Consider the following 24,867-nt stretch of genomic DNA (forward strand, 5'->3'; position numbering starts at 1 on the left):
CGCCGCGCGTGGCACGGTGGGCGGGTGAGCGCCGCATCCACGCAGGAGCCGCCACCCGTACCGGAGTGGGTGGTGCAGTCCGTCGACGCGTTCGCCGACCACCTGGTCCGCGAGCGCGACCGCTCCGAGCACACCGTCCGGGCCTACGCCGGCGACGTGCGGGCGTGCCTGACGTGGTGCGCGGGCGAGGGCAGCACCTCGCTCGCTGACATCGACCTGCCGGCACTGCGTGCCTGGCTGGGCACCCTCGCGAGCGGGGGAGCGGCCCGGTCGACGTTGTCCCGACGGTCCGCGGCGGTACGCACCTTCTTCGCCTGGGCGCGACGCACCGGACGGGTCGGGACGGACCCGGCGCTGCGCCTGGCCTCGCCCCGGCGTCAGCGCACCCTGCCCGACGTCCTCACCACGGACGGCGCCACCGCCGTCCTCGACGTCGCGGCGGTGGCCGCCGACGACGAGGACCCCATCCACCTGCGCAACCGGGCCGTCCTCGAGCTGCTCTACGCCACGGGCATCCGGGTCGGGGAGCTCACCGGCCTGGACGTCGACGACGTCGACCGCCACCGCAGGGTCGTGCGCGTGCTCGGCAAGGGCCGCAAAGAGCGGATGGTCCCCTTCGGGCAGCCGGCCGAGGTCGCGCTCGAGCAGTGGCTCGAGCGCGGTCGCCCGCTCGTGGTGAAGGCCGACTCGGGTCCCGCGCTCTTCCTCGGGCGGAGGGGGCGACGGGTCGACCCGCGCCAGGTGCGCGAGGTGGTGCACAGCCTGCTGGCGCACGTCCCGGACGCTCCGGACCTCGGTCCGCACGGGCTGAGGCACTCCGCCGCGACGCACCTGCTCGAGGGAGGTGCGGACCTACGGATGGTCCAGGAGCTGCTCGGCCACTCGTCGCTGGCCACCACCCAGATCTACACGCACGTCTCGCTCGACCGGCTCCGCGACAGCTACCGTCAGGCCCACCCGCGCGCCTGACCCGGGCGGATCACGGCACGGGCAGCAGGATCACCCGTCGCGCGCCGAAAAAGGGCAGCGGGTCCAAGTAGTCCTCGGCGCGCTTCGCCCCCAGGTGCAGGCAGGTGCGTGGTGCGCAGTGGTTCGCCCCGGCCCCGATCCGCCCGACGGGCTGGCCACGCCGGACCCGGTCGCCGACGGCGAGGTCGCTGGCCACCGGCTCGTAGGTGCTGCGGACCCCGGAGTCGTGCGTGATGCTCATCGTCGCGCGCCCCGCGATCACGGCGCGGTGGGTGACGACGCCGTCCGCGACCGCGGTGACGTCCGCCCCCTTCGCCGTGCGCAGGTCGATCCCGCGGTGACCGGGGCCCCACCGCCCGTCCGGCGCGTCGAAGGAGGCCGCCACCGCAGGCCGCGCACCGTCGCCGACGGGCCACAGCCATGTCGGGTCCGTGGGGGAGGGGGAGGGAGCCCGACGAGCGCGCCGGCGAGGGCGAGGGCGACGGGTGCGGTGGCGGCCATGCCGACCAGCCTCGCCGGGATGTCTGCTCGTCGGGTGCGAGCGGGTGCCGACGTGGACGAGGGGCGGGAGGCGGGAGGGGTTGTGGACGACGGGGGCCACCACCGCGGTGCGTCGTCGCTCAGTCCATGGCGGCAAGACGCCGGCAGGCCTCGCGCAGCTTGTCCTCCTGCTTGCAGAACGCGAAGCGCACGAGGCTCGCCGTCGTCTCGTCGGGGGAGGAGCAGAAGACCGACACCGGCACCCCGACGACACCCACCTTCTCGGGCAGCTGCAGGCACCACTCCACCGCGTCGGTGACCCCGAGCGGCGCGGCGTCCGCGACGACGAAGTACGTGCCCTGCGGCACGGCGACCTCGAAGCCGGCCGCGGTGAGGCCCTCGACGAGCAGGTCCCGACGCGCGGCCAGCGACGAGGCCATCTCCTCGAGGACCCCCGGCCCCAGCCGCAGCGCCTCGGCGACGGCGTGCTGCAGCGGGGAGGCCGTGGTGAAGGTCAGGTACTGCTTGACGGTCGTCACCGCCGTGACGAGGGGCTCCGGGCCGCTGATCCAGCCGACCTTCCACCCGGTGACCGAGAAGGCCTTGCCCGCCGACCCGATCGTCAGCGTCCGCTCGGCCATGCCCGGGAGGCTCGCGATCGGCACGTGCACGGCACCGGCGTAGGTCATGTGCTCGTAGACCTCGTCGCTGACCACCCACGCGTCGTGCTCACGGGCGAGGTCGGCGATGACGGTGAGCTCCTCCCGGGTGAAGACCTTGCCGAGCGGGTTGTGCGGGGTGTTGATCAGGACGACCCTCGTGCGCTCGGAGAACGCCGCGGCCAGGCGCTCGCGGTCGAAGCCGAGGTCCGGGAAGGTCAGCGGCACGGAGCGCTGCACGCCACCGGCGAGCGAGATCCCGGCGGCATAGCTGTCGTAGTACGGCTCGAAGGTCACGACCTCATCGCCCGCCTCCACGAGGGCCAGCAGTGCGCTCGCGATCGCCTCGGTGGCCCCCGAGGTCACGAGCACCTGCGACCCCGGGTCGAGGTCGATGCCGTACCGCTCGCGCTGGTGGTCGGCGATGGCGGAGCGAAGGGTGGGGACGCCCTGGGCGGGCGGGTACTGGTTGTGCCCGGCGGTGATGGCGCGCCGGGCCGCCTCGAGCACCTCGTCGGGCCCGTCGGTGTCCGGGAACCCCTGACCGAGGTTCACCGCGTCGTGCTGGCGGGCCAGCGCCGACATCTTCGAGAAGACGGTCTGGCCGTAGGGGCGCATGCGGGTCACGAGAGGGTCGCTCATGGGCACGACCCTACGGAGACATCAGCCGTCTCTCGACCCCACGTCCTGACGGATCACGATGGTCGCCAGCGACAGGAGCAAGCGGTCGCGGGGGTCCTCGAGGGACCGGCCGGTGAGCTTCTCGATGCGCTTGATCCGGTAGACGACGGTGTTTCGGTGGCACACGAGGTCCTCGGCGGCAGCGGTGGGCGACCCCCCGCGCCGTACGGCCGCGACGAGGGTCTCGAGCAGGGCCTCTCGCGTCACCCCCTCGAGGTGCAGCAGCGGCCGGATCGTCTCGTCGACGAGCAGCGCGGTCAGCTCGGGGCTGCCGGCGAGGAGCGCCTCCGGCAGGCGCTCGCTGATGTCGGCGACCGCGTCGGTGCCCTCGGGCAGGGAGGTTGCGGCTGCGAGCGCGTGGTGGTGGGCGGCGACGACCCCCGCCAGCCCGTCGCGACACGTCGCGGTGCCGACCCGACCCTTGAGCGAGCGGGACAGTGCCCGCTGCAGCGCTGGTCTCTGGTCGGGCCTCGCGGCGACGAGCCCGACCCCGTAATCGCCGTGCAGCCGCCACGGGCCCCGGAAGCCCGCGTCCTGCAGACCCTCGTGCGCGACGGCGACCGAGGGCACCGACTGCTCGGTCAGCCACACGAGACACACCAGCTCCGTGTTGACGGTCAGGTCCAGGACGCCTCGTGCCTCGCTGGCGAACCGCGGGTCCGAGCCGCGGCCCCGGAGCAGCCCGTCGAGGATCGCAGCCGCCTGCGCAGGGTTCCTGCTCTGGAGCGCCAGCTCCTCCCGGCGGTAGCTCTCACGCAGGATCTGGCACTGCACGTCCAGCTGGCCCCAGAGGGTCTGGCCGGCCTCCAGCAGGACCTCGGCCGGTACGCCCATGCCCTGTCCCGCCTCGAGGAGCTCCTCCCACAGTCGTCGTGAGCCCAGGGTGTAGGCGGAGATGACGGCGGCGACGGGGATGCCCTGCTGGGCCCGCCGCCGTCCGGTGTCGCGCCACACGTCAACGGCTCGGGGGCCCGCATCGGGATGGCCGGCCAGGCGCTCGATGGCGGTGCGGATGTGTCGTCGCGTGCTCGCCCGCAGCTCCGCGCGGGTCTGGGGTGAGGCCTCGCCGTACCAGGCGTGCTCGGCATCCAGCACCTGCACGCTGATGCTGTCGGCGATCTCGGCCGACCGGGGCAGCAGGGCGGCGAAGGCCGCCTTGATCGAGGGGGTCGCGGCCGGGGACTCGTCGAGATCGGGGCCGTGATCGCCCGGGCGCTGTCCGGTGGGCGGGTGTGGCATGGGACCTCGCTCTGCGGACGGAAGTGGGTGACAAGTGTCGTCGTGCACAGGAGATCTTGTGCACTGCGTCCATGGTGTGACACGGACCCTATCGGCCAGTCTCGAGCCAGAGCCGCACGAGGACGTGCGGCGACCCTTTCGAGGAAGGAGACCGTGTGGCGTCCCGACCCACGTCCCAGCCCGTGCTCACGATGGACGGCATCGTCGTCCGCTTCGGTGGCGTCGTGGCCCTCGACGGAGTCGACCTGGACGTCGCTCCCGGTGAGGTCCTCGGGGTGATCGGCCCCAACGGGGCGGGCAAGACCACCCTCTTCAACGTCTCCTGCGGGTTCGTCGCCCCGACGAAGGGCCGGATCCACTTCGAGGGCAAGGACGTGACCGGGTGGCGACCTCACGACCTGGTGCATCACGGCGTCGCGCGTTCCTTGCAGGGGCTCGGTCTCTTCAACCGGCTCAGCGTCCTCGACAACGTGCTCATCGGGGCGGAGCGCCACGCACGTGCGGGCTTCTTCTCCTCACTCCTGGCGATGCCCGGGGCGGTCAAGGACGAGGCAGCCCTGCGGGACCGGGCGATGGCGGTCCTCGATCGCCTGGACATCAAGGGGAGAGCGGGGGAGACGGTGGGCAGCCTGCCGTACCCCCTTCGCAAGCGGGTGGCGCTGGCCCGGGCCCTCGTGGCGCAGCCCCGGCTGCTCCTGCTCGACGAGCCCGCCGCCGGTCTCTCCGAGACGGAGATGAGCGAGCTCGGGGACATCATCCTCGACCTCGCCCAGGAGGTCTCGGTGATGCTCGTCGAGCACCACATGGACCTCGTGATGCGGGTCTGCGACCGGCTCACGGTCCTCGACTTCGGGCGGGTCATCGCCGCCGGGACCCCGGACGAGGTCCGCAACGACCCCGTCGTCCTCGATGCCTACCTGGGGGCCTCGGTCGAGGACCCCTCCGGGGAGGACGCGGCGACCTCGGTCTCCGGAGATGCCGCGACGACGAAGGGAGCGACCAGTGCTTGAGCTGCGCGGGGTGACGAGCAGGTACGGGCCGATCACTGCCCTGCACGACGTCGACCTCGTGGCCGAGGAGGGTCGGGTCACCTCGGTCCTGGGCTCGAACGGCGCCGGCAAGACGACCCTGCTGCGCACCATCTCGGGGCTGCACCCCGCACAGTCCGGGACCGTGCACTTCGACGGGCAGGACATCACCGGGTTGTCGGCGGACAAGATGGCCCGGGCCGGACTGGCCCACGTGCCGGAGGGGCGCGGGGTGATCACCGAGCTGACCGTGCGGGAGAACCTGCGGCTCGGGGCGCTGGGCCGATCGACGCACCGTGAGGCCGTCGCCATCGACGAGGTCTTCGACCTCTTCCCCATCCTTGCGGACCGATCCCACGCGGTGGCGCACACCCTCTCCGGTGGTGAGCGCCAGATGCTCGTCATCGCCCGCGCCCTGCTCGCGACGCCGAAGATGCTCCTGCTCGACGAACCCAGCCTGGGTCTCGCACCCCGGATCAGCGCACAGATCTTCGCCGTGATCCGAACGCTGGTCGACGAGCACGGACTGACGGTCCTGCTCGTGGAGCAGAACGCCCGAAGTGCGCTGTCCATCGCCGACACCGGTGTCGTCCTCGGACTCGGCAGGGTGGTCGCCTGCGACAGCGCCGAGGTCCTGAGCGCTGACGAGAACCTGCGTCATGCCTACCTGGGTTACTGACAAGGAGTCCCCGTGCAACTGATCAACACCCTCCTCGGTGGGCTGTCGCTGGGCATGATCTACGCCGCCTTCGCGCTGGCGCTCGTGCTCATCTGGCAGTCCACCCGGGTCGTCAACTTCGCGCAGGCGCCGATGGCCATGGTCACGACCTTCATCGCCCTGGAGATCATCGACGCCGGGTACGGCTACTGGGTCGGTTTCGCGGTGGCACTGCTGTGCGGCCTCGTGCTCGGCGCGGTGGTCGAGCGAGTGGTCATCCGCTACGTCGACCACGACAACCACATCAATCCGGTGATCCTCACCCTGGGACTCTTCATCGTCCTGCACGCGCTCGCTGCGATCGTCTTCGGGAGCAACTTCCAGTCCTTCCCTGCGGCATTCAGCCTCCGGGGTGTCGAGCTGGGAGGCAGGACGCTGGCCCTGACGCCCTTCAGCATGTTCACGATCCTCGTCGTCGTCCTGGTGATGGCGCTGCTCCGCCTGCTCTTCATCAAGACCGACCTCGGCCTGACCATGCGCGCCGCGGCCTTCAACCAGGAGGTCGCCCGCATCCTCGGGGTGCGGGTGAACCGGGCACTCACCCTCGGCTGGGCACTGGCGGCGGTCGTCGGCTCCCTCTCCGGCCTGCTCATCGCCGGTGGTGGTCTCGTCCACCCCGGCTACATGGACGGGGTCGTCGTGTACGGCTTCGTCGCAGCGGTTCTCGGCGGGCTCGACAGCCCCGCCGGGGCCGTCGTCGGCGGGCTGACGATGGGGATCGTCCTCTCGCTCGTCAGCGGGTACATCGGCTCCGGCCTCGTCCCGCTCGCCGCCCTGGTCGTGCTCGTCGTCGTCCTGCTCGTCCGGCCCGGCGGGCTGTTCTCCACCACGAATGAAAGGACGGTCTGATGGCGCGACTCACCGGCTCGACCGCGCTGCGCAGGGCGCTCATCGCCATCGCAGTGTTCATCGCCGCGATCTTCGTCATCGATCTGCTGTCCGACTTCCGACAGAGTCAGGCCGCCTCGGTCGCGTCCCTGGCGATCGCCGCCGGGGGACTGACGGTGCTGACGGGACTCAACGGCCAGCTCTCGCTCGGACACGGCGCGTTCATGGCCATCGGTGCCTACACGACCGCCAAGCTGCTCCAGGACGGACGTGAGGTCCCGCTGCTGGTACTCCTCGTCGCCGCCCTGCTGGTGACCCTCGCGGTCGGAGCCGTCGTGGGTGTCGCCGCAGCCCGGCTCCAGGGGCCCTACGTCGCCGGTGCCACCCTGGCGCTGGCCGTCGCGGTGCCCTCACTGGCGGTCCACTTCCGTGACACGTTCGGCGGGGAGCCGGGGCTGCGCGTGTCCACGCCTGACCTGCCGCCCATCGCCGATGATGCGCTCTTCTTCCTCACGGGCACGGAGGTCGGGACGACGCAGTGGCTCGCCACCGTATCCGTGGCGTGCCTCGTCCTGACCTACTTCCTGCTGCGCAACCTCTCCACCTCTCGCGTGGGTCGGCAGTGGCGTGCAGTGCGCGATGACCCGGTGGCGGCCCAGCTCGCGGGCATCAACCTGGGACGCAACCGCGTCGTCTGCTTCGTGGTGAGCACCGCCTGCGCGGGTCTGGCGGGTGCGCTCATGGCTCTGGCCACCCGGGTGGCCGCGCCGAGTGGCTTCCACCTGGTCCTGTCCCTGACCCTGCTCATGGCTGTCGTCCTGGGCGGGATGGGAGCCCTCAGCGGTGCTCTGGTCGGGGCCGCGCTGCTGACGCTGCTGCCCACCTACGTGACGAATGTCGGCTCGAGCGTCGGGCTGTCCGACCTGCAGTCCGCCGAGCTCGCCCCCTTGGTGCTGGGCCTGACGACGATGCTCGTCATCCTCCTGGCACCGGGAGGTCTCGTCGGTTCGTTGGCACCACTCATCCGTCGAGCGCGAACCTCGCGTTCCTGACCACGCCCCAACACCAGGAGGATTCACATGACCACAATTCGATGGAGGTCAGCGCTCGCCGCCGGCACGGCTGCTGTCGTGCTCGCCGGCTGCGGAGCCGGCGGACGCGAGTCGGGCGGCGGCGAGAGTGCGGAGGGCGACACCACCGGCGTCACCGACAGCACCATCAGCTTCGGTACGCACCAGCCGCTGACGGGGGTGGCGGCGCCGGGCTACTCCGAGATCAACACGGGGATGAAGGCCTACTTCGACTACGTGAACGAGGCCGGGGGCATCCACGGCCGGGAGATCGAGCTGACCGTCAAGGACGACGGCTACAACCCGACCAACACCTCCAAGGTCGTCGACGAGCTCGTCCTGCAGGACGAGGTCTTCGCGATCGTCGGCGGGCTGGGGACGCCGACGCACACGGCCGTCGTCGACTTCCTCAACCAGGAGGAGGTCCCAGACCTCTTCGTCTCCTCCGGTGCCCAGCTGTGGGGCAACGACCCGCAGGAGCGTCCGTGGACCTTCGGCTGGCAGCCCGACTACGAGATCGAGGGCAAGATCATGGGCCAGTGGATCAAGGAGAACGAGCCGGACGCCAAGGTGGGACTCTTCCTGCAGGGTGACGAGCTCGGTGGGGACGGCGAGAAGGGCCTGCGGCAGTACATCGACGACCAGATCGTCGAGCGGGTGGAGTACGCCTCGGGCAACACCGACGTGGGGCCCCAGATCTCGAAGCTGAAGGCCTCCGGCGCGGACCTGGTCGTGGGCTTCAACACCCCGAGCTACACGGCGCTGAGCCAGCTCACCGCTCGGACGCTGGGGTACGACCCGACGTGGATGTACACCAACGTCGGCTCCGACCCCAAGCTCGTGGGCAGCCTGCTCTCGAAGTTCTCCGAGGGCAAGGTCGAGGGCGGCGGCGCCCTGGACGGCGCCATGACGACCGAGTACATCCCCGGTGTCGGCGAGGACAGCCCGTGGGTCGACCTGTGGGAGAAGGTCTGGGAGGAGCAGGGCGGCAAGGGCGAGCTGACGAACTACCGGGTCTACGGCATGTCGATGGCCTACCTGACCGCCTCGGCGCTGCAGGCATCGGGTGAGGACCTCACCCGTGAGCGCATCGTCGAGGTGATCGAGCAGGATGCCCAGAACTGGCCCGGGCCGCACCTGGCTCCCTTCCGCTACTCCGAGGACAGCCACCTGGGGATCTCCGGTGTGCGCATGTCGGAGATCAAGGGCCAGTCGACCACGCCCCTGACCGAGGTGCTCGTGACCGACATCGGCGACGCCGAGATCACCGCGGACCCGGATGACGTGGCCGCGTCGGAGCCGCCGGAGGACGGCCTGCCGGATGCCGAGGTGACCGAGTGATCGTCGCCGGCTGAGCGGACCGATGTCGACGGTGGGGCTGCGGCCCCACCGTCGACGTGTGTCCGCTCTCCTGCCGTGCCTCGGGCGAAGGGAGGATTTCCCCTGTCGTCCCGCGTGCCCGTAAGATGGCAAGCACATCCAGTGTGTCTGGATGAATTCGCGTGTCCCACTTCCGGGTGACGAGGTATCCCTCCGAATCCGGGGCACACCACGGCAGTCCCGGCCGAGCGGCCGGGTGGGGTGGGTCGGGGCACCAGGAGACAACTGACAACCCACGACGAGAGGACTTCGGCATGGCCGTCGTCACCATGCGCCAGCTCCTGGAGAGCGGCGTCCACTTCGGGCACCAGACCCGCCGGTGGAACCCCAAGATGAAGCGCTTCATCATGACCGAGCGCAACGGCATCTACATCATCGACCTGCAGCAGTCGCTGACCTACATCAACGACGCCTACGAGTTCGTCAAGCAGACGGTCGCCCACGGCGGCACCATCCTGTTCGTCGGCACGAAGAAGCAGGCCCAGGAGCCGATCGCCGAGCAGGCGACGCGCGTCGGGATGCCCTACGTCAACCACCGTTGGCTCGGTGGCATGCTCACCAACTTCCAGACGATCTCCAAGCGCCTCACCCGCCTGAAGGAGCTCGAGGAGATCGACTTCGACACGGTCGCCGGCTCCGGCTACACCAAGAAGGAGCTCCTCATCCTTCGCCGGGAGAAGGACAAGCTGGAGAAGACCCTCGGCGGTATCCGGGACATGACCAAGGTCCCCTCCGCGGTCTGGATCGTCGACACCAAGAAGGAGCACCTGGCGGTCGACGAGGCCCAGAAGCTCGGCCTGCCGGTCATCGCCATCCTCGACACCAACTGCGACCCGGACGAGGTCCAGTACAAGATCCCCGGCAACGACGACGCGATCCGCTCGGTCACCCTGCTGACCCGGGTCGTCGCCGACGCGGTCGCCGACGGCCTCATGTCCCGTGGTGGTGGCGGCGCCGCCGCACAGGGCGAGGCCGCGGCCGAGCCGATGGCCGAGTGGGAGCGCGAGCTCCTCGCCGGCGAGGGTGAGACCGCCGCTGCCGTCGAGCAGGCGCCGGCCGCTGCTGTTCCGGAGGCGGAGACCGAGGCCGCCGCCACCGAGGCCGCTGCCGAGGTGCCGGTCACCGAGGCGCCCGCCGAGGCGGAGACCCCGGCACAGACCGCGGCCTCCGACGAGACCGCGACGTCCCCGGAGACCGCGCCCGCCACGCCGGCCGCGGACACCCCCGAGGCCTGAGCCACCACTCACCACTCGTCCACTTCCCCAGAAGGAGAACGGCACGCACATGGCGAACTACACCGCCGCTGACATCAAGGAGCTGCGCGAGCGCACCGGCGCCGGCATGCTCGACGTGAAGAAGGCACTCGACGAGGCCGAGGGCGACAAGTCCAAGGCCATCGAGGGCCTGCGGATCAAGGGCCTGAAGGGCGTCACCAAGCGCGAGGGGCGCACCACCTCCAACGGGCTCGTGGTCGCCAAGGCCGAGGCCGGGGTGGGCACCCTCGTCGAGGTCCTCTGCGAGACCGACTTCGTCGCCAAGAGCGAGCCCTTCGGCGCGCTCGCGGACTCGGTCCTCGTCGCGGCCGTCGAGGCCAAGGCCTCGGACGCCGAGAGCCTGCTCGCGGCCCCCGCGGACGGCAAGACGGTCCGGGAGCTGCTCGACGACGCCAACGCCACCATCGGCGAGAAGATCGAGGTCAAGCGGATCGCCCGCATCGAGGCCCCGGTCGTCTCGGCGTACCTGCACAAGACCAGCCCCGACCTGCCGGCGCAGATCGGTGTCCTCCTGGGCACCGAGGGCGGCGACGACCAGGTCGGCCGCGACGTCGCGATGCACATCGCCGCGTTCAGCCCGAACGTCCTCACCCGTGACGAGATCGCCGAGGAGACCGTCGCCAACGAGCGCCGGATCGCCGAGGAGACCGCCAAGGAGGAGGGCAAGCCGGAGGCCGCGATGTCCAAGATCATCGAGGGTCGCGTGAACGGCTTCTTCAAGGAGAACGTGCTGCTCGACCAGCCGTTCGCCAAGGACGCCAAGAAGTCGGTCGGCAAGGTTCTCGAGGAGGCCGGTGCGAGCGCGACGCAGTTCGCCCGCTTCCGCGTCGGTTCCTGATCCCAGCGACGGCGCTGTCCTGAGCCTCGAAGGGGGGTCGCCACCATCACGGTGGCGGCCCCCTTCGTGATGTCCACTGAGCACGCCCCCCAGGGCGCCGCCCCCGTCGTGGTCGCCCGGGGGGAGTCCACGAAGCGCCCGCACCTGTGGAAGGATCGGGCACACCCCGTATGCCCGATCTCCAGGGAGTGTCCACGTGACCGAACAGACCCCACACACGCCCTACCGCAGGGTTCTGCTCAAGCTCTCCGGCGAGGCCTTCGGCGGCGGCAAGGTCGGAGTCGCGCCCGACGTCGTACGCGGCATCGCCGAGCAGATCGCCACCGCCGTCAACAGGGGCGTCGAGGTGGCCATCGTCGTCGGTGGCGGCAACTTCTTCCGCGGGAAGCAGCTGCAGGAGCAGGGCATGGACCGCACGCGGGCGGACTACATGGGGATGCTCGGCACCGTCATGAACTGCCTGGCGCTGCAGGACTTCCTCGAGGACGCGGGGATCGACACCCGCGTGCAGACCGCCATCACCATGGGGCAGGTCGCCGAGGCATACATCCCGCGTCGGGCGATCCGCCACCTCGAGAAGGGGCGCGTCGTCATCTTCGGTGCCGGCGCCGGCATGCCCTTCTTCTCCACCGACACGGTCAGCGCCCAGCGGGCCCTGGAGATCAAGTGCGACATCGTCCTGATGTCCAAGCACGGGGTCGACGGGGTCTACGACTCGGACCCGCGCAGCAACCCCGATGCCCGCAAGTTCCACCGGGTCACCTACGAGCAGGCGCTGCAGGAGGACCTCAAGGTCGTGGACGCCGCCGCCTTCAGCCTGTGCCGGGAGAACCACCTGCCGATGCTCGTCTTCGGGATGGACGGCGAGCGCAACATCACCCGTGCCCTGCTCGGCGAGCCGATCGGCACGCTCGTCACCTCCTGAGTGAGACACTGACCCCCAGACGACCACAGCCCCGCGCGCCGTCGCGGCGGCTGACGAGAAGGAGCCGAGAGACATGATCGAGGAAGCCCTGCTGGAAGCAGAGGAGAAGATGGACAAGGCCGTGGAGGTCGCGAAGGAGAACTTCGGCGGCATCCGCACCGGGCGGGTCAACCCCGGCCTGTTCAACAAGGTGATGGTCGACTACTACGGCGCGCCGACCCCCTTGCAGCAGCTCGCCTCCTTCGCCAGCCCGGAGGCGCGCACCCTGCTCATCACGCCCTACGACCAGTCGTCGCTGAAGGCGATCGAGACCGCGCTGCGTGACTCCGACATGGGCGCGAATCCGAGCAACGACGGGTCGGTCATCCGCATCACGATGCCGGAGCTGACCGCCGAGCGGCGCAAGGAGTACATCAAGCTCGCCCAGGGCCAGGCCGAGGACGCCAAGGTCTCCATCCGCCACATCCGCAGGCACGCCAAGGACATCATGGACAAGGCCGTCAAGGACGGCGATGTCGGTGAGGACGAGGGCAACCGCGGGGAGAAGGAACTCGACGTGCTGACGAAGAAGTACACCGACAGCGTCGACTCCCTGCTGAAGTCCAAGGAAGCCGAGCTGTCCGAGGTCTGATGTGACCCCACCCGAGAACGCCACCCGCCGCTCCGTGCGGGCGCAGGCGGGGGCGGCCGGCGGCTCCACGAGTCGGGCGGGGCGCAACCTGCCCGTGGCCATCGGCACCGGGGTGGCCCTCGGCGTCGTGGCGGCCGGCTCGCTGATCCTCCACCCGGTGGCCTTCCTGGCCGTCGTGTGCGTGGCCGCGATCGTCGCCGTGTGGGAGATGCGTCAGGCGCTGTCCGAAGGGGGCCTGTTCGCCCCCTTCGTCCCCGTCGCCGTGGGCGCGGTGAGTCTGCTCGTCGCCGGTTACCTGCGGGGGGCCGAGGCGATGGTCTTCGCCGCGACGCTGACGGTCCTGGCGATCATCATCTGGCGGGTCGCCGACGGGCTGACCGGGGCGCTGCGCGACATCGGCGCAGGAGCGCTGGTGCTGCTCTACCCGTGCTTCCTCATCGGCTTCGCGGCGTTGATGCTCTCCGAGCCGGATGGCCGGTGGCGGATCTTCGTCTTCATCCTCATCACCGTCTTCTCCGACATCGGCGGCTATGCCGTGGGCGTGCTCTTCGGCAAACACCCGATGGCGCCGCGGCTCTCGCCGAAGAAGTCCTGGGAGGGCATGGCCGGCTCCGTCGCCACCTGCGCGCTCGTCGGCGGCGTCGCGGTGCCCCTGTGCCTCGACTCCGGCCAGTGGTGGCAGGGTGCACTGCTCGGTGCGCTCATCGCCCCCGTGGCGACGATCGGTGACCTCATCGAGTCCAGCCTCAAGCGCAACCTCGGGATCAAGGACATGTCCAACATCCTCCCCGGCCACGGCGGACTCATGGACCGGCTGGACTCGCTCGTCCTCGTCGTGCCGCTGGCCTGGTTCGCGCTGCGCCTCATCGCCCCGTACTGACGCCGGGCGCACGACCCCGGGGAAATGCGCTTCGGGGCCGTCCGCGTCGGACTCCCGGCCCGATGCTGAGACAATGGTCCCGATGACCGATCTGCCCCCACCCTCGACGACGCGCCCGGTGCCCGGCCAGCTGACCTTCACCGCACCCCGGCGCGGCAAGCCGCCACGCCATCTCGCCGACCTCGACCTCGCCGGCCGGGTCGAGCTGGCCAAGGAGCTCGGTCTGCCGGGCTTCCGCGCCAAGCAGCTGTCGACCCACTACTTCACGCACCACACGGACGACCCGGCGCAGATGAGCGACCTGCCCAAGAAGGGCCGCGAGGAGCTCGTCTCCGGGCTGCTGCCGCGGCTGCTGACGCCCGTGCACACGATCTCCGCGGACCAGGGCGCGACCCTGAAGTCCCTGTGGCGCCTGCACGACGGCGCGACGGTGGAGTCGGTGCTCATGCGCTACCGCCGCCGGGCGACGATCTGCATCTCCAGCCAGGCCGGTTGCGGCATGAACTGCCCCTTCTGCGCCACGGGCCAGGCCGGCCTCACCCGCAACATGTCGACCGCCGAGATCGTCGACCAGGTCGTCGCGGCCAACCGCATGCTCGCCGAGGCCGGTGACCTCACCGCCCCCGTCGACGACGGCGCGGAGCTCGGCGACGAGGCCGACGAGGAGCAGGGCGAAGGGGGGAACCCCCCTTCGCGCGGCGGTCACCGGGTGACCAACGTGGTCTTCATGGGCATGGGGGAGGCGCTGGCGAACTACAAGGCCGCCATCGGCGCCATCCGACGGATGGTCGACCCCTCGCCCGAGGGGCTGGGCATGAGCGCCCGGGGGATCACGATGTCCTCGGTCGGCCTCGTCACCGGCATCGACCGGCTCACCCGGGAGGGCATCCCGGTGACGCTCGCGCTGTCGCTGCACGCCCCGGACGACGAGCTGCGCGACGAGCTGGTGCCGATCAACACCCGATTCAAGGTGGACGAGGCGATCGACTCCGCCCACCGCTACTACCTCGCGACCGGCCGACGGGTGAGCATCGAGTACGCGATGATCCGCGACATCAACGACCAGGCGTGGCGGGCGGACCTGCTCGCCAAGAAGCTCCTCGCGCGGGGGAAGGGCTGGGTGCACATCAACCCCATCCCGCTCAACCCGACCCCGGGCTCGAAGTGGACCGCCTCCCGCCCCGGCGTGGAGCAGCAGTTCGTCGAGCGGCTGCGGGCCAACGGCATCCCGACCACGGTCCGGGACACGCGGGGCAGCGACATCGACGGGGCCTGCGGGCAGCTCGCGGCGACGAGCTCATGAGCGGGCCCGTCCCGAGCGGCCTCGGCCGCGAGGTCGTGCTGACCCTGTCCGGGCCCGACCGGCGCGGCATCGTGCACACGGTCACGGGCGAGATGGTCGCTCTCGACCTCAACATCCTCGACAGCCAGCAGTTCGGCGACCCGTCGACGGGGGAGTTCCACCTGCGGATGCACCTCGGCGGGGACGAGCCGATCGACCCCGGGGCCCTCGAGGCCGCCCGCACCGGTCTGGTGGAGCAGCTCGGTGCGGATGTGGACGTCCACGACCCCCACGAGCCGCACCGGCTGCTGATCATGGTCTCCCGGCAGGGGCACGTGCTCAACGACCTGCTCTTCCGGGTGCGCACCGGCCAGCTCAACGTCGTCGTCCCCGCGGTCGTGTCCAACCACGAGGACTTCCGCGACGAGGTCGAGTGGCACGGCATCCCCTTCCACCACGTCCCGGTGACAGCGGAGACCAAGCCGCAGGCCGAGGAGCGCCTGCGCGAGATCATCGCCGCCGAGGACGTCGAGACGGTGGCCCTCGCGCGGTACATGCAGGTGCTCTCCGAGGGCATGTGCACCGACTTCCCCGGGCGGATCATCAACATCCACCACTCGCTGCTGCCCTCCTTCAAGGGCGCGCGCCCGTACCGGCAGGCGCACGACCGCGGGGTGAAGGTCATCGGCGCGACCGCGCACTACGTGACGGCCGACCTCGACGAGGGGCCGATCATCGAGCAGGACTTCCGGCGCGTCGACCACCGGATGAGCCCCGAGCAGCTCGCGCGCACGGGTCAGGAGCTCGAGGCGATGGCCTTCGCGCGCGCGCTGCGCTGGCACGTCGAGCGCCGTGTCGTCCTGCGGGGGCGACGCACCATCGTCTTCGACTGACGCCGGCGGGGTGGCCGTCAGCGCGTCGGCGAGCCGTCGGCGAGCTGACCTCCACCCGTGCTGCTGAGCACGATCGCGGCGGCCTCCGCTGGCGTGTCGACGAGGTGGATGACCTCGCCGAGGGGCTGCCCGACCCCCAGGGCGCGCAGGGCGGGCCACACCGGCAACGTCTCGGTCCAGTGCTCGCGGCCGACGAGGACCAGCGGCGGGAGGTCCTCGTCCTCGTCCGCGTAGTACAGCGGGGTGGCGGCCTGGAAGATCTCCTGGACGGTCCCGGCCGCCCCCGGCAGGACGACGAGGCCACCGCTGCTCTGCGAGAGCAGCACGTCCTCGCGCAGGGCGTTGGAGAAGTACTTGGCGATCCCGGTGCTGAAGACGTTGGGCGGCTCGTGGCCGTAGAACCACGTCGGGATGCCGATGCTGCGGACCCGCCCGTCGTCGACGCCGAGCTGCTCACGCACCTCCAGCGCGAGCAGCGCCCACTCGTCGATGGAGGGGACGAAGCCCGGGACGGCGGCGAGATCGGTCAGGGCGGTCGCCAGCGCGTCGGGGGACCGGGCGAGGGCGCCGAGGTTGGCGGCCTCCATCGCCCCGGGTCCTCCGCCGGTGAGGACGACACGTCCCGCGTCGGCGATGGCGTGACCGAGGGTCGCTGCGTCGGCGTAGTCGGCGGTGCCCCGGGCCAGGGCGTGCCCGCCCATCACCCCGACGACCTCGTGACCGTGCAGCACCTCGATGATCGCGTCCTGCATGGCGTCGTCGTGCAGGGCCCGCAGCAGGGTGGCGTAGGCGTCGTGCTGGGTGCGCTGCTCCCGGCTCCACGCGTAGGCCAGCGCGTCGGTGGTGGTGGCGTAGCCCGAGTCGCGCAGCCCGCGGTAGAGCTCGAAGGGGGAGTACAGCTGCGCCCGGAAGGGGTCGACGGGGCAGGCCGGGTCGTGCGGGATGAGGACCGCGCCCCGCGCGACGAGGCTGCGGGCGAGGTCCTCGGGGACCTCGCCGCCGAGGACGACGAGCCCCCGCACGTCGGCCCGCCGGAGGTAGCCGGCGTAGGGGGTGAGGTCCAGGCCCTGCAGGCGCCAGCCACCGAGCGGGATCTCCCGCTCGACCAGCGCCCGCAACGTCTCGGTGTCGTGGACCTCCCGGAAGGCGGGGTGCCCCCGGCCGGGATGGGCCGGGTCGTGCAGGGGATGGGCGCGCGCCTCCCGGTAGCTCATTCGCTCAACCTAGCCGCACGCTCGGGCCGCGGGCCGACCCCCTTCGCCTCAGATGTGCTGACCGGCCTCCGTGAGGACCGAGCGCAGGCGCTGCTCGATGTCGTCGAACTCGGCCTGGCCGATGGTCAGCGGCGGGGCCAGCTGGATGACCGGGTCCCCGCGGTCGTCGGCGCGGCAGTACAGGCCCGCGTCGAAGAGCCCCTTGTCGATGTGGCCGCGCAGCAGCGTCTCGGCCTCCTCGTCGGTGAAGGTCTCCCGGGTGGCCTTGTCCTTGACCAGCTCGATCCCGTAGAAGTAGCCCTCACCGCGCACGTCGCCGACGATCGGCAGGTCGAGCAGCTTCTCCAGGGTGCGGCGGAAGGCCGGCGCATTGGTCTTGACGTGGTCGTTGAGGCCCTCGCGCTCGAAGATGTCCAGGTTCGCCAGCCCGACCGCGGCACTGACGGGGTGACCACCGAAGGTGTACCCGTGCAGGAAGGTGTTGGTGCCCTTCCGGTAGGGCTCGAAGAGCCGGTCGCTGACGATCATCGCGCCGAGCGGGGAGTAGCCGGAGGTCATCCCCTTCGCGCAGGTGATGATGTCCGGGGTGTAGCCGAAGTCGGTGGAGGCGAACATCGAGCCGATGCGGCCGAAGGCGCAGATGACCTCGTCGGAGACGAGCAGCACGTCGTACTCGTCGCAGATCTCCCGCACCCGCTCGAAGTAGCCGGGGGGCGGCGGGAAGCAGCCGCCGGCGTTCTGCACCGGCTCGAGGAAGACCGCCGCGACGGTCTCCGGGCCCTCGAACTCGATGGCCTCGGCGATGCGGTCGGCGGCCCAGCGGCCGAAGGCCTTGGGGTCCTCGCGCAGCTCCTCGGCCGCCCGGTAGATGTTGGTGTTGGGCACCTTGTGCGCGCCGGGCACGAGCGGCTCGAAGTCGGCCTTCAGCGGCGGCAGGCCGGTGATCGACAGCGCGCCCTGCGGGGTGCCGTGGTAGGCGACCGCGCGGGAGATCACCTTGTGCTTGTGCGGCTTGCCGGTGAGCTTGAAGTACTGCTTGGCCAGCTTCCACGCCGACTCGACGGCCTCACCGCCACCACTGGTGAAGAAGACGCGGTTGAGGTCGCCGGGGGCACCGAGGGCCAGGCGCTCGGCCAGCTCGATGGCGGTCGGGTGCGCGAAGGACCACAGCGGGAAGAAGGCGAGCTGCTCGGCCTGCTTGGCGGCCGCCTCGGCCAGCTCCTGGCGGCCGTGGCCGACCTGGACGACGAAGAGCCCGGAGAGGCCGTCGATGTACTCCTTGCCGGTGTCGTCCCAGATCGTGTGGCCCTGCCCGCGCACGATGGTCGGGATGCGGTGGCCACCGTCCTCGAAGTCGCCGTGGCGCGTGAAGTGCATCCACAGGTGGTCGCGGGCGGCGTCCTGCAGGCTCGTGCCGCGGGCGGTCGTGTGTCGGTCGCTCATCTGGTCCCCCAGTTGTAGTGCTGCTTGTTGAGTTTGAGATAGACGAAGGTCTCGGTGGAGCGCACGCCCGGAAGGCGCCGGATCGTCTCGGTGAGCAGGGTCAGCAGGTGGTCGTCGTCCTCGCAGACGACCTCGGCGAGCAGGTCGAAGCTGCCGGCCGTCGTGACGACGTAGGAGACCTCGTCCACCGCGGCGAGGGCGTCGCCGACGGGGGTGAGGTCGCCCTCGACGGACAGCCCGATCATCGCCTGCCGGGTGAAGCCCACCTGGAGCGGATCGGTGACGGCGACGATCTGCATGAAGCCGGTGTCGATGAGTCGCTGCACCCGCTGGCGCACCGCCGCCTCCGACAGGTCGACGGCCCGGGCGATCTCCGCGTAGGAGCGGCGACCGTCCTGCTGCAGGTGCTCGATGATCTGCTTGCTCACCTCGTCGAGCTTCACACGGCTGGGCATGGCGCCATCTTCCTCTTCGGTACCCGTCGATTGCAACCCGAGCACCTACGGTATCCGTCGAACTGGCCCGTTATCGAGTGGGTGATCCGTCGATGAGGGTCCGTCCGACACGTGACACGCAGCGTTCGACGGGGATATGGTGCGAGTCACACGATCGAAGCGCCCGACCGGCCCCAACCCACAAGGAGTGGCCCCCGTGACCGACACCACCCAGGACACCCGCGCCCTGCGCAACTTCGTCGGGGGTGACTACGTCGAGTCGCTCGGGGACGAGCACTTCGACCTCGTCGACCCCTCGACGGGGAAGGTCGTCTCCTCCTCCCCGGCGAGCACCGCCGGTGACGTCGACCGTGCCTATGCCGCGGCCTCGAGCGCGTTCGGCACCTGGGGGTCCACGACCCCGGCGGAGCGGCAGATGGCCCTGCTGAAGTTCGCGGACGCCCTCGAGGCCCGCTCCGAGGAGCTGGCCCGCATCGAGGCGAAGAACACCGGCAAGCCGGTCGCGCTGACACTGAGCGAGGACATCCCGATGATGCTCGACCACCTCCGCTTCTTCGCCGGGGCGGCGCGGGTGCTGGAGGGCAAGTCCGCCGGCGAGTACATGAAGGGCTTCGAGAGCTGGGTGCGGCGGGAGCCGATCGGCGTCGTCGGCCAGGTCACGCCGTGGAACTACCCGATGATGATGGCCATCTGGAAGATCGCCCCGGCACTGGCCGCCGGTAACACGGTCGTGCTCAAGCCGAGCGACACCACCCCCGAGGCGACCCTGCTCATGGCCGAGATCGCCAGCGAGTTCCTCCCCGAGGGGACCTTCAACGTCGTCGCCGGCAACCGCGACACCGGTCGCCTGGTCGTCGAGCACGCGAGCCCCCAGCTCGTGGCGATCACCGGGTCCGTCCGGGCCGGTATCGAGGTCGCCGCCTCCGCGGCGAAGGACCTGAAGCGGGCCCACCTCGAGCTCGGCGGCAAGGCGCCGGTCGTGGTCTTCGACGACGCCGACATCGAGGCCGCCGTCGCCGGCATCGGCGAGGCGGGCTACTTCAACGCCGGTCAGGACTGCACCTCGGCCACGCGGGTGCTGGCCGGCCCCGGCATCCACGACGACTTCGTGGCGGCCCTGTCCGAGTACGCGAGGACCGAGGCGAAGGTCGGCTACCCGGACGACGAGGACGCCCTCCTGGGGCCGGTGAACAACAAGAACCAGCTGGCCACCGTCACCGGCTTCCTCGAGCGCCTCCCGGACCACGCGAACCTCGCGGTCGGTGGCACCCGGATGGAGCAGATGGGCGAGGGGTTCTACCTCTCACCCGCGGTCGTCTCCGGGCTGCACCAGGACGACGAGGCGATCCAGAAGGAGATCTTCGGCCCGGTCATCACGGTGCAGAAGTTCTCCGACGAGGACCAGGCCGCTGCCTGGGCCAACGGCGTCGAGTACGGCCTCGCCTCCAGCGTCTGGACGAAGGACTTCGGCCGGGCGATGCGGATGAGCCGCCGCCTCGACTTCGGCTGCGTGTGGATCAACTGCCACATCCCGCTCGTCGCCGAGATGCCGCACGGCGGGTTCAAGAAGTCCGGTCACGGCAAGGACCTGTCGATGTACGGCTTCGAGGAGTACACGCGCATCAAGCACGTCATGGCCAACCTCGACTCGTGAGGCCGCAGACCCCACGTCGCTGAGCGCGTCGCTGGGCCCCGTTCCCGGTCTCCGGGGGCGGGGCTCAGCCCTTGCCGGTGGTCTGCAGCTCGCGCACCCGGGCGTGGTGACCCTGCTCGCGCAGGGCGAAGGGGGCCGACCGCGGGCCGGGCCACGCGGTCGCCGAGTCGGATCGAGCCGTCATGGGCCGCACCGTCACCGGGCGCATCGGGGGCAGGTCGTTGGCGCTCTGGGCCACCGTGGGGACGGCTGTCCGGGTCGGGGCGGGGGTCGGCCGTGCCGGTGCCGCTGCGGCACGCGCGGTCGGTGGTTGCCAGCCGAGGATCGGCCTGCCGGCCGCGACGCGGCGATCGACGTCGACGATGATCCGCAGCATGAGGGCACCGGCGAGCATGCCGCCGAGCAGGTCGGTGGGCCAGTGGAAGCCGAGGTAGAAGGCGACGACGATGGACTGGGCGGTGATGAGGCCGACGAGGACGTTCAGCCGCTTGCGGATGCGCACGTGCGGGCCCGCGTAGGTGCGCAGCAGGTAGGCCGCCGCGCCGTAGAAGAGGATCGCCTCGGCGGCGTGGCCCGAGGGGTAGGCGATGCCGTACCACCCGTGGGCGAAGACGCCGCCCTCCCAGAACTGGCCGCTGCCGGCGGCGGGGGAGGTGCGACCCAGCAGGATCTTCATCCCGCCGACTCCGGCGTAGAAGGCCACCTCGGCCGCGACGACGATGGCGAGCGGGTGCCAGGTGCGGTGCCTGCGCGCCAGCACGACCGCGACGAGGAGGAGCACGGGCAGGCAGACGGCCTGACCGGCGATCGCGTTGGGGACCGTGTCGAGGAAGCCGAACCAGTTGGGCGTGTACCTCTTGGCCCAGTACCCCTGCAAGGCCGCGTCGAGGGAGCGCAGCGGGCCGGCCGCGAGAAGGGTGACGACGACCAGCGCACCGGCCAGGGCCGGGGCGCTCGTCCACCGAGACGACTTCGAGGTCACCCTTCAGGTCTAATGGATCTTCCTGACAACTTCCTGTGCAACACGCCTCCGGTGAGTGAGTTCACAGTCCGTTCACCCGCTCATCGCGGTGGGGCGAGCTCCTCACGGACGGCCTCTGCGAAGGCGTCCACATCGGCCTCGGTGGTGTCCCAGGCGCACATCCAGCGCACCTGGCCGGTCGTCTCGTCCCAGAAGTAGAAGCGGAAGCGCTCCATGAGCCGCTCGCTCGCCAGACGGGGGAGGATCGGGAAGACCGCGTTGGCCTCCACCTTCGTCACCAGGCGCACCCCGTCGATGTCGGCGACCGCCTCGGACAGGCGGCGGGCCATGCCGTTGGCGTGCTCGGCGTTGCGGCGCCACAGGTCCCCCTCGAAGAGGGCGAGCAGCTGTGCCGAGACGAAGCGCATCTTGCTGGCCAGCTGCATCGACTGCTTGCGCAGGTAGGTCAGGCCGGCGACGCGCTCGGGGGAGAGGACGACGACGGCCTCGGCGATCATCGCCCCGCCCTTGGTGCCGCCGAGCGAGAGGATGTCGACGCCCGCCTCGCTCGTCAGCTGCGCCAGCCCCGTCCCGAGCGCGGCGGCGGCGTTGACCAGGCGCGACCCGTCGAGGTGCAGCACCCAGCCGCGGGCGTGGACGAGGTCGGCGATGGCGCGGATCTCCTCGGGCGAGTAGACCGTGCCGACCTCGGTGGAGTTGGTGATCGACACGACCCCGATCTGGGCGAAGTGCTCGTCCCCCTCCCGAGCCGGGTAGGCCTCGATGAGCTCCGGCGTGAGCTTGCCGTCGGGCGTGTCGATGACGTTGACCTTCAACCCACCGACCCGCTCCGGGGCCGCGGCCTCGTCGGCGTGGATGTGCGCGCTGCTCGTCGTCAGGACCGAGGCCCAGCGCGGCGTCGCCGCCTGGAGGGCGAGGACGTTGGCGCCCGTGCCGTTGAAGACCGGGAAGACCTCGACCGGGCGGGCGAAGACGTCGGAGAGCACCTCGGTCAGGCGCGCGGTGTAGACGTCCTCGCCGTAGGCGACCTGGTGACCGCCGTTGGCGGCGACGATCGCCGCGAGCACCTCCGGGTGCACCCCGGCGTAGTTGTCGCTGGCGAAGCCGCGCTCGCCCGGGTCGTGGAGCGGGGAGAAGGGGGCGTCCCCGCCGGTCGTCGTGGTCTCGGTCTCGTGCTGGATGGTCACGCCGACATCCTCACATCCGCCGTGCCCGCGGCATCGTGGGCGTCCCCGGCGTCGTCCGCGCCCGTGATCCCGCGCGTGGAGTCGATGACCGGGCCGAGCTTCTTGCGCAGCGCCTCGAAGAAGACGTTGAGCGGGAACTCGTCCGGCAGGACGGCGTCGTTGAGGCCCTTGCGGGGGCCGTCGAGCGGCAGGCCGGCCGCCCCCTTCGCCCAGACCGACGCCGGGTGCGGCGCGACGTACCGGGAGATGAACTCGTGGGCCGCCATCCAGTGGCCGACCTTGGACCGGTCGATCCCGTCGCGGTAGAGGGCCTCGATCGCGTCGGAGAGGGCGACCACGGTCTCGGGCACCCGACGCCAGTCGAAGGAGAGGCGGTTGTCCGTCCAGCGCAGCGCGTCGTGCTTGTGCAGCCACGCGAAGAGCAGCTGGCCACCCAGGCCGTCGTAGTTGCGGTGCCGGTCACCGGTCACGGGGAAGCGGAAGCCGCGGTCGAAGACGACCGCCAGCTGCACGGCCCGGGCGAAGGGGTGGCCCTCCTGCGCGAGGTCGACGCACTGGCGGAAGGTGTTCAGGTCGCAGCGCAGCTCCTCGAGCGCGTACATCCAGTACGGCATCCGCTGCTTGATCATGAAGGGGTCGAAGGGCAGGTCGCCGTGGCTGTGGGTGCGGTCGTGCATGAGGTCCCACATGGCGAAGACCGACTGGGCCATCTCCTGCGAGGCGACGAGCCGCTCGCCCTCCGGCGGCAGGTCGAGGGAGAGGGTCTCGGCGGCCGCCTCGGTGATCCGACGGAAGCGCGCGGCCTCGCGGTCGGAGAAGATCGCCCCCCAGCTGAAGGTCGGCACCTCCCGGACGGAGACCGTCTCGGGGAAGAGGACGGCTGAGTTCGTGTCGTAGCCGGGGGTGTGGTCGAGGAACTGCACCGAGAGGAACATCGGGTTGTCGAAGGTGGCCTCGACGTCGGCGAGCCAGTCCGGCCAGAAGACGCTGATCAGCACGGCCTCGAAGACGCGGTCGGGGTTGCCGTTCTGCGTGTACATCGGGAAGAGGACCAGGTGCTCGGCCCCGTCGACACGGTGCTGCTCGGGGCGGAAGGCCATGAGGCTGTCGAGGAAGTCCGGCACGCCGAAGCCGTCGTCGACCCAGCGGCGCAGGTCGGTCGGCAGGGCGGCGAGGTACTCGGCGTCGTGCGGGAAGCGCGGGGCGAGCTCCTCGACCCGGGCGATCATCTGCGTCACGAGCTCGGTGGCGCGCTCGCGGTCGGCCTCCGGCGTCAGCGAGCCGTCACCCGCCTGCATCGTGCGCAGCTCCTCCACGGCCGACTTGAGGGCCAGCCAGGCCTCCGACGCCACGGTGGTCGAGGCGGTCAGGCCCCCCGGGGCCGAGCCGTCGACACCACCGTTGCCCGCCCACGTGACGAGGTTGATCCAGAACTCCTCGTGGTCGAGCTCGCCGATCGAGTCGTCGCCGACGAGGTCGGAGTCGGCCAGGACGACGACGCGTCCTCGGCCGTGCTCGAGGGTCACCGCGAGGGGCTCACCGGCCGGGTGCGCGGTCTCCGAGGTGCGGGCCAGGACGGCGGCGCCGGCGGCGCCGGACACGTCGAGGGTCCCGGAGCGGTAGAAGCACAGGTCCGCGATGCCCGCGAGGACCCCCTGGCCGGGGCTCTGGGCGGTGTCCGGGCGCACCCAGGTGGCGTTGCCGTGCTGGCGCCGGCCGCCGTCGGGGGACTCGTGCACGAGGGTGGAGACGATCCCCACGCCGAAGGGGGCGAGCAGCTCGTCCAGGTTGTTGCCGTGGGTGTCCTGGTCGCACTCGGCGAGGACGACCAGGCCGCCCCCTTCGCCACGTGGTCGACGACGGCGTCGATCTCGGACGCGAGCAGGACCGGGGGCAGGCCGCCGGTCACCCGCTCGCTCGCCGCGTCGGCGAGGTGCGGGATGACGAGGACGTCGACGCCCTCGAGTGCCTCGGGGGTCAGCCGGCCGTCGGTGTGCGCGTCGACGCGGGTGCCGCGTCCGCGCAGCAGGGCGGCGGAGCGGGCCAGGCTGGCGTCCCCGGGGTTGGCGGGGTTCATCTCCGCGGCACGGTCGGCATCGAGCGACCACGCACTGGAGTGCACCTGGTCGACGAGGACACGGGCGAAGGGGGTCATGA

23 protein-coding genes are annotated in these 24,867 nt (G+C 70.9%); 14 read left to right on the forward strand and 9 right to left on the reverse strand.

Translation table 11 applies throughout. The annotated features are described in order from the left end of the window. Positions 1–24: 24 nt before the first annotated feature. Complete coding sequence (locus PVE36_RS05060) at positions 25–969, forward strand: tyrosine recombinase XerC (protein ID WP_277454981.1); 945 nt, start codon at positions 25–27, stop codon at positions 967–969. 10 nt (positions 970–979) lie between these two features. On the opposite strand, the gene PVE36_RS05065 is transcribed toward PVE36_RS05060, so the two are convergent. The 3 genes from PVE36_RS05065 to PVE36_RS05075 form a co-directional block, all read right to left on the reverse strand. Then, positions 980–1,354, reverse strand: a complete 375-nt coding sequence (locus PVE36_RS05065) for a M23 family metallopeptidase (RefSeq protein ID WP_277454982.1) — start codon at positions 1,352–1,354, stop codon at positions 980–982. 235 nt (positions 1,355–1,589) lie between these two features. After that, positions 1,590–2,750, reverse strand: coding sequence for a pyridoxal phosphate-dependent aminotransferase (locus tag PVE36_RS05070; RefSeq protein ID WP_277454983.1), 1,161 nt, complete (start codon positions 2,748–2,750; stop codon positions 1,590–1,592). Positions 2,751–2,771: 21 nt separating this feature from the next. Continuing rightward, positions 2,772–4,028: a helix-turn-helix domain-containing protein gene (locus PVE36_RS05075; protein ID WP_277454984.1), complete on the reverse strand. Its 1,257-nt coding sequence runs from the start codon at positions 4,026–4,028 to the stop codon at positions 2,772–2,774. Positions 4,029–4,183: 155 nt separating this feature from the next. On the opposite strand from PVE36_RS05075, the gene PVE36_RS05080 reads away from it, so the two are divergent. The 12 genes from PVE36_RS05080 (at position 4,184) to purU (ending at position 15,775) form a co-directional block, all read left to right on the forward strand. Then, positions 4,184–5,038: an ABC transporter ATP-binding protein gene (locus PVE36_RS05080; protein WP_277454985.1), complete on the forward strand. Its 855-nt coding sequence runs from the start codon at positions 4,184–4,186 to the stop codon at positions 5,036–5,038. After that, positions 5,031–5,735 carry an ABC transporter ATP-binding protein gene (locus PVE36_RS05085; protein ID WP_277454987.1) on the forward strand — a complete coding sequence of 235 codons (705 nt, stop codon included), beginning with the start codon at positions 5,031–5,033 and terminating at the stop codon, positions 5,733–5,735. The genes PVE36_RS05080 and PVE36_RS05085 overlap by 8 nt, the downstream gene beginning before the upstream one ends. A gap of 12 nt (positions 5,736–5,747) precedes the next feature. Continuing rightward, complete coding sequence (locus PVE36_RS05090) at positions 5,748–6,623, forward strand: branched-chain amino acid ABC transporter permease (protein ID WP_277240029.1); 876 nt, start codon at positions 5,748–5,750, stop codon at positions 6,621–6,623. Next, positions 6,623–7,654: a branched-chain amino acid ABC transporter permease gene (locus PVE36_RS05095; RefSeq protein ID WP_277454989.1), complete on the forward strand. Its 1,032-nt coding sequence runs from the start codon at positions 6,623–6,625 to the stop codon at positions 7,652–7,654. Before PVE36_RS05090 ends, PVE36_RS05095 begins: the two co-directional genes overlap by 1 nt. A gap of 27 nt (positions 7,655–7,681) precedes the next feature. Further along, complete coding sequence (locus tag PVE36_RS05100) at positions 7,682–9,013, forward strand: ABC transporter substrate-binding protein (RefSeq protein WP_277454990.1); 1,332 nt, start codon at positions 7,682–7,684, stop codon at positions 9,011–9,013. A gap of 293 nt (positions 9,014–9,306) precedes the next feature. Beyond that, positions 9,307–10,287 carry a 30S ribosomal protein S2 gene (gene rpsB, locus PVE36_RS05105; protein ID WP_277454991.1) on the forward strand — a complete coding sequence of 327 codons (981 nt, stop codon included), beginning with the start codon at positions 9,307–9,309 and terminating at the stop codon, positions 10,285–10,287. A gap of 49 nt (positions 10,288–10,336) precedes the next feature. Continuing rightward, entirely contained in the window at positions 10,337–11,164 is an 828-nt protein-coding gene (tsf, locus tag PVE36_RS05110; protein WP_277454993.1) for a translation elongation factor Ts, read from the forward strand. A gap of 196 nt (positions 11,165–11,360) precedes the next feature. Continuing rightward, positions 11,361–12,089: a UMP kinase gene (pyrH, locus tag PVE36_RS05115; protein WP_277454994.1), complete on the forward strand. Its 729-nt coding sequence runs from the start codon at positions 11,361–11,363 to the stop codon at positions 12,087–12,089. A 73-nt stretch (positions 12,090–12,162) separates the two neighbouring features. Continuing rightward, a complete protein-coding gene (gene frr, locus PVE36_RS05120) occupies positions 12,163–12,720 on the forward strand; it encodes a ribosome recycling factor (RefSeq protein ID WP_277454995.1) in 558 nt (185 codons plus the stop codon). Between the two features lies 1 nt (position 12,721). Beyond that, entirely contained in the window at positions 12,722–13,600 is an 879-nt protein-coding gene (locus tag PVE36_RS05125; RefSeq protein WP_277454996.1) for a phosphatidate cytidylyltransferase, read from the forward strand. Between the two features lie 82 nt (positions 13,601–13,682). Then, positions 13,683–14,903, forward strand: a complete 1,221-nt coding sequence (rlmN, locus tag PVE36_RS05130) for a 23S rRNA (adenine(2503)-C(2))-methyltransferase RlmN (RefSeq protein ID WP_277454997.1) — start codon at positions 13,683–13,685, stop codon at positions 14,901–14,903. After that, the gene (gene purU, locus PVE36_RS05135; protein ID WP_277454998.1) at positions 14,900–15,775 is read left to right on the forward strand and encodes a formyltetrahydrofolate deformylase; all 876 of its coding nucleotides are present in this window, start codon (positions 14,900–14,902) and stop codon (positions 15,773–15,775) included. The genes rlmN and purU overlap by 4 nt, the downstream gene beginning before the upstream one ends. 17 nt (positions 15,776–15,792) lie before the next feature. Here the strand turns inward: purU and PVE36_RS05140 are convergent, their stop codons facing one another. Genes PVE36_RS05140 through PVE36_RS05150 form a run of 3 tightly spaced genes read right to left on the reverse strand, consistent with a single transcriptional unit; the run spans position 15,793 to position 18,887 of the window. Further along, on the reverse strand, positions 15,793–16,989 hold the full coding sequence (locus tag PVE36_RS05140; RefSeq protein WP_277454999.1) for an LOG family protein: 1,197 nt from the start codon (positions 16,987–16,989) through the stop codon (positions 15,793–15,795). Positions 16,990–17,037: 48 nt separating this feature from the next. Then, positions 17,038–18,432, reverse strand: a complete 1,395-nt coding sequence (locus tag PVE36_RS05145; protein ID WP_277455000.1) for an aspartate aminotransferase family protein — start codon at positions 18,430–18,432, stop codon at positions 17,038–17,040. After that, positions 18,429–18,887, reverse strand: coding sequence for an Lrp/AsnC family transcriptional regulator (locus PVE36_RS05150; protein ID WP_277455002.1), 459 nt, complete (start codon positions 18,885–18,887; stop codon positions 18,429–18,431). Before PVE36_RS05150 ends, PVE36_RS05145 begins: the two co-directional genes overlap by 4 nt. 196 nt (positions 18,888–19,083) lie before the next feature. Here PVE36_RS05150 and PVE36_RS05155 point away from each other — a divergent pair, with 196 nt between their 5' ends. Next, positions 19,084–20,541 (forward strand): gamma-aminobutyraldehyde dehydrogenase, encoded by a 1,458-nt coding sequence (locus PVE36_RS05155; protein ID WP_277455004.1) that lies wholly within the window; start codon positions 19,084–19,086, stop codon positions 20,539–20,541. Positions 20,542–20,605: 64 nt separating this feature from the next. On the opposite strand, the gene PVE36_RS05160 is transcribed toward PVE36_RS05155, so the two are convergent. The 3 genes from PVE36_RS05160 to PVE36_RS05170 form a co-directional block, all read right to left on the reverse strand. Next, positions 20,606–21,523, reverse strand: a complete 918-nt coding sequence (locus PVE36_RS05160; protein WP_277455006.1) for a phosphatase PAP2 family protein — start codon at positions 21,521–21,523, stop codon at positions 20,606–20,608. Positions 21,524–21,603: 80 nt separating this feature from the next. Then, positions 21,604–22,710 carry a low specificity L-threonine aldolase gene (locus PVE36_RS05165; RefSeq protein WP_277455007.1) on the reverse strand — a complete coding sequence of 369 codons (1,107 nt, stop codon included), beginning with the start codon at positions 22,708–22,710 and terminating at the stop codon, positions 21,604–21,606. Further along, complete coding sequence (locus tag PVE36_RS05170; protein WP_277455008.1) at positions 22,707–24,470, reverse strand: DUF6421 family protein; 1,764 nt, start codon at positions 24,468–24,470, stop codon at positions 22,707–22,709. Before PVE36_RS05170 ends, PVE36_RS05165 begins: the two co-directional genes overlap by 4 nt. Positions 24,471–24,867: the final 397 nt, after the last annotated feature.

The sequence above is a fragment of the Janibacter sp. DB-40 genome (assembly GCF_029510815.1).
Classification (GTDB): Bacteria; Actinomycetota; Actinomycetes; order Actinomycetales; family Dermatophilaceae; genus Janibacter.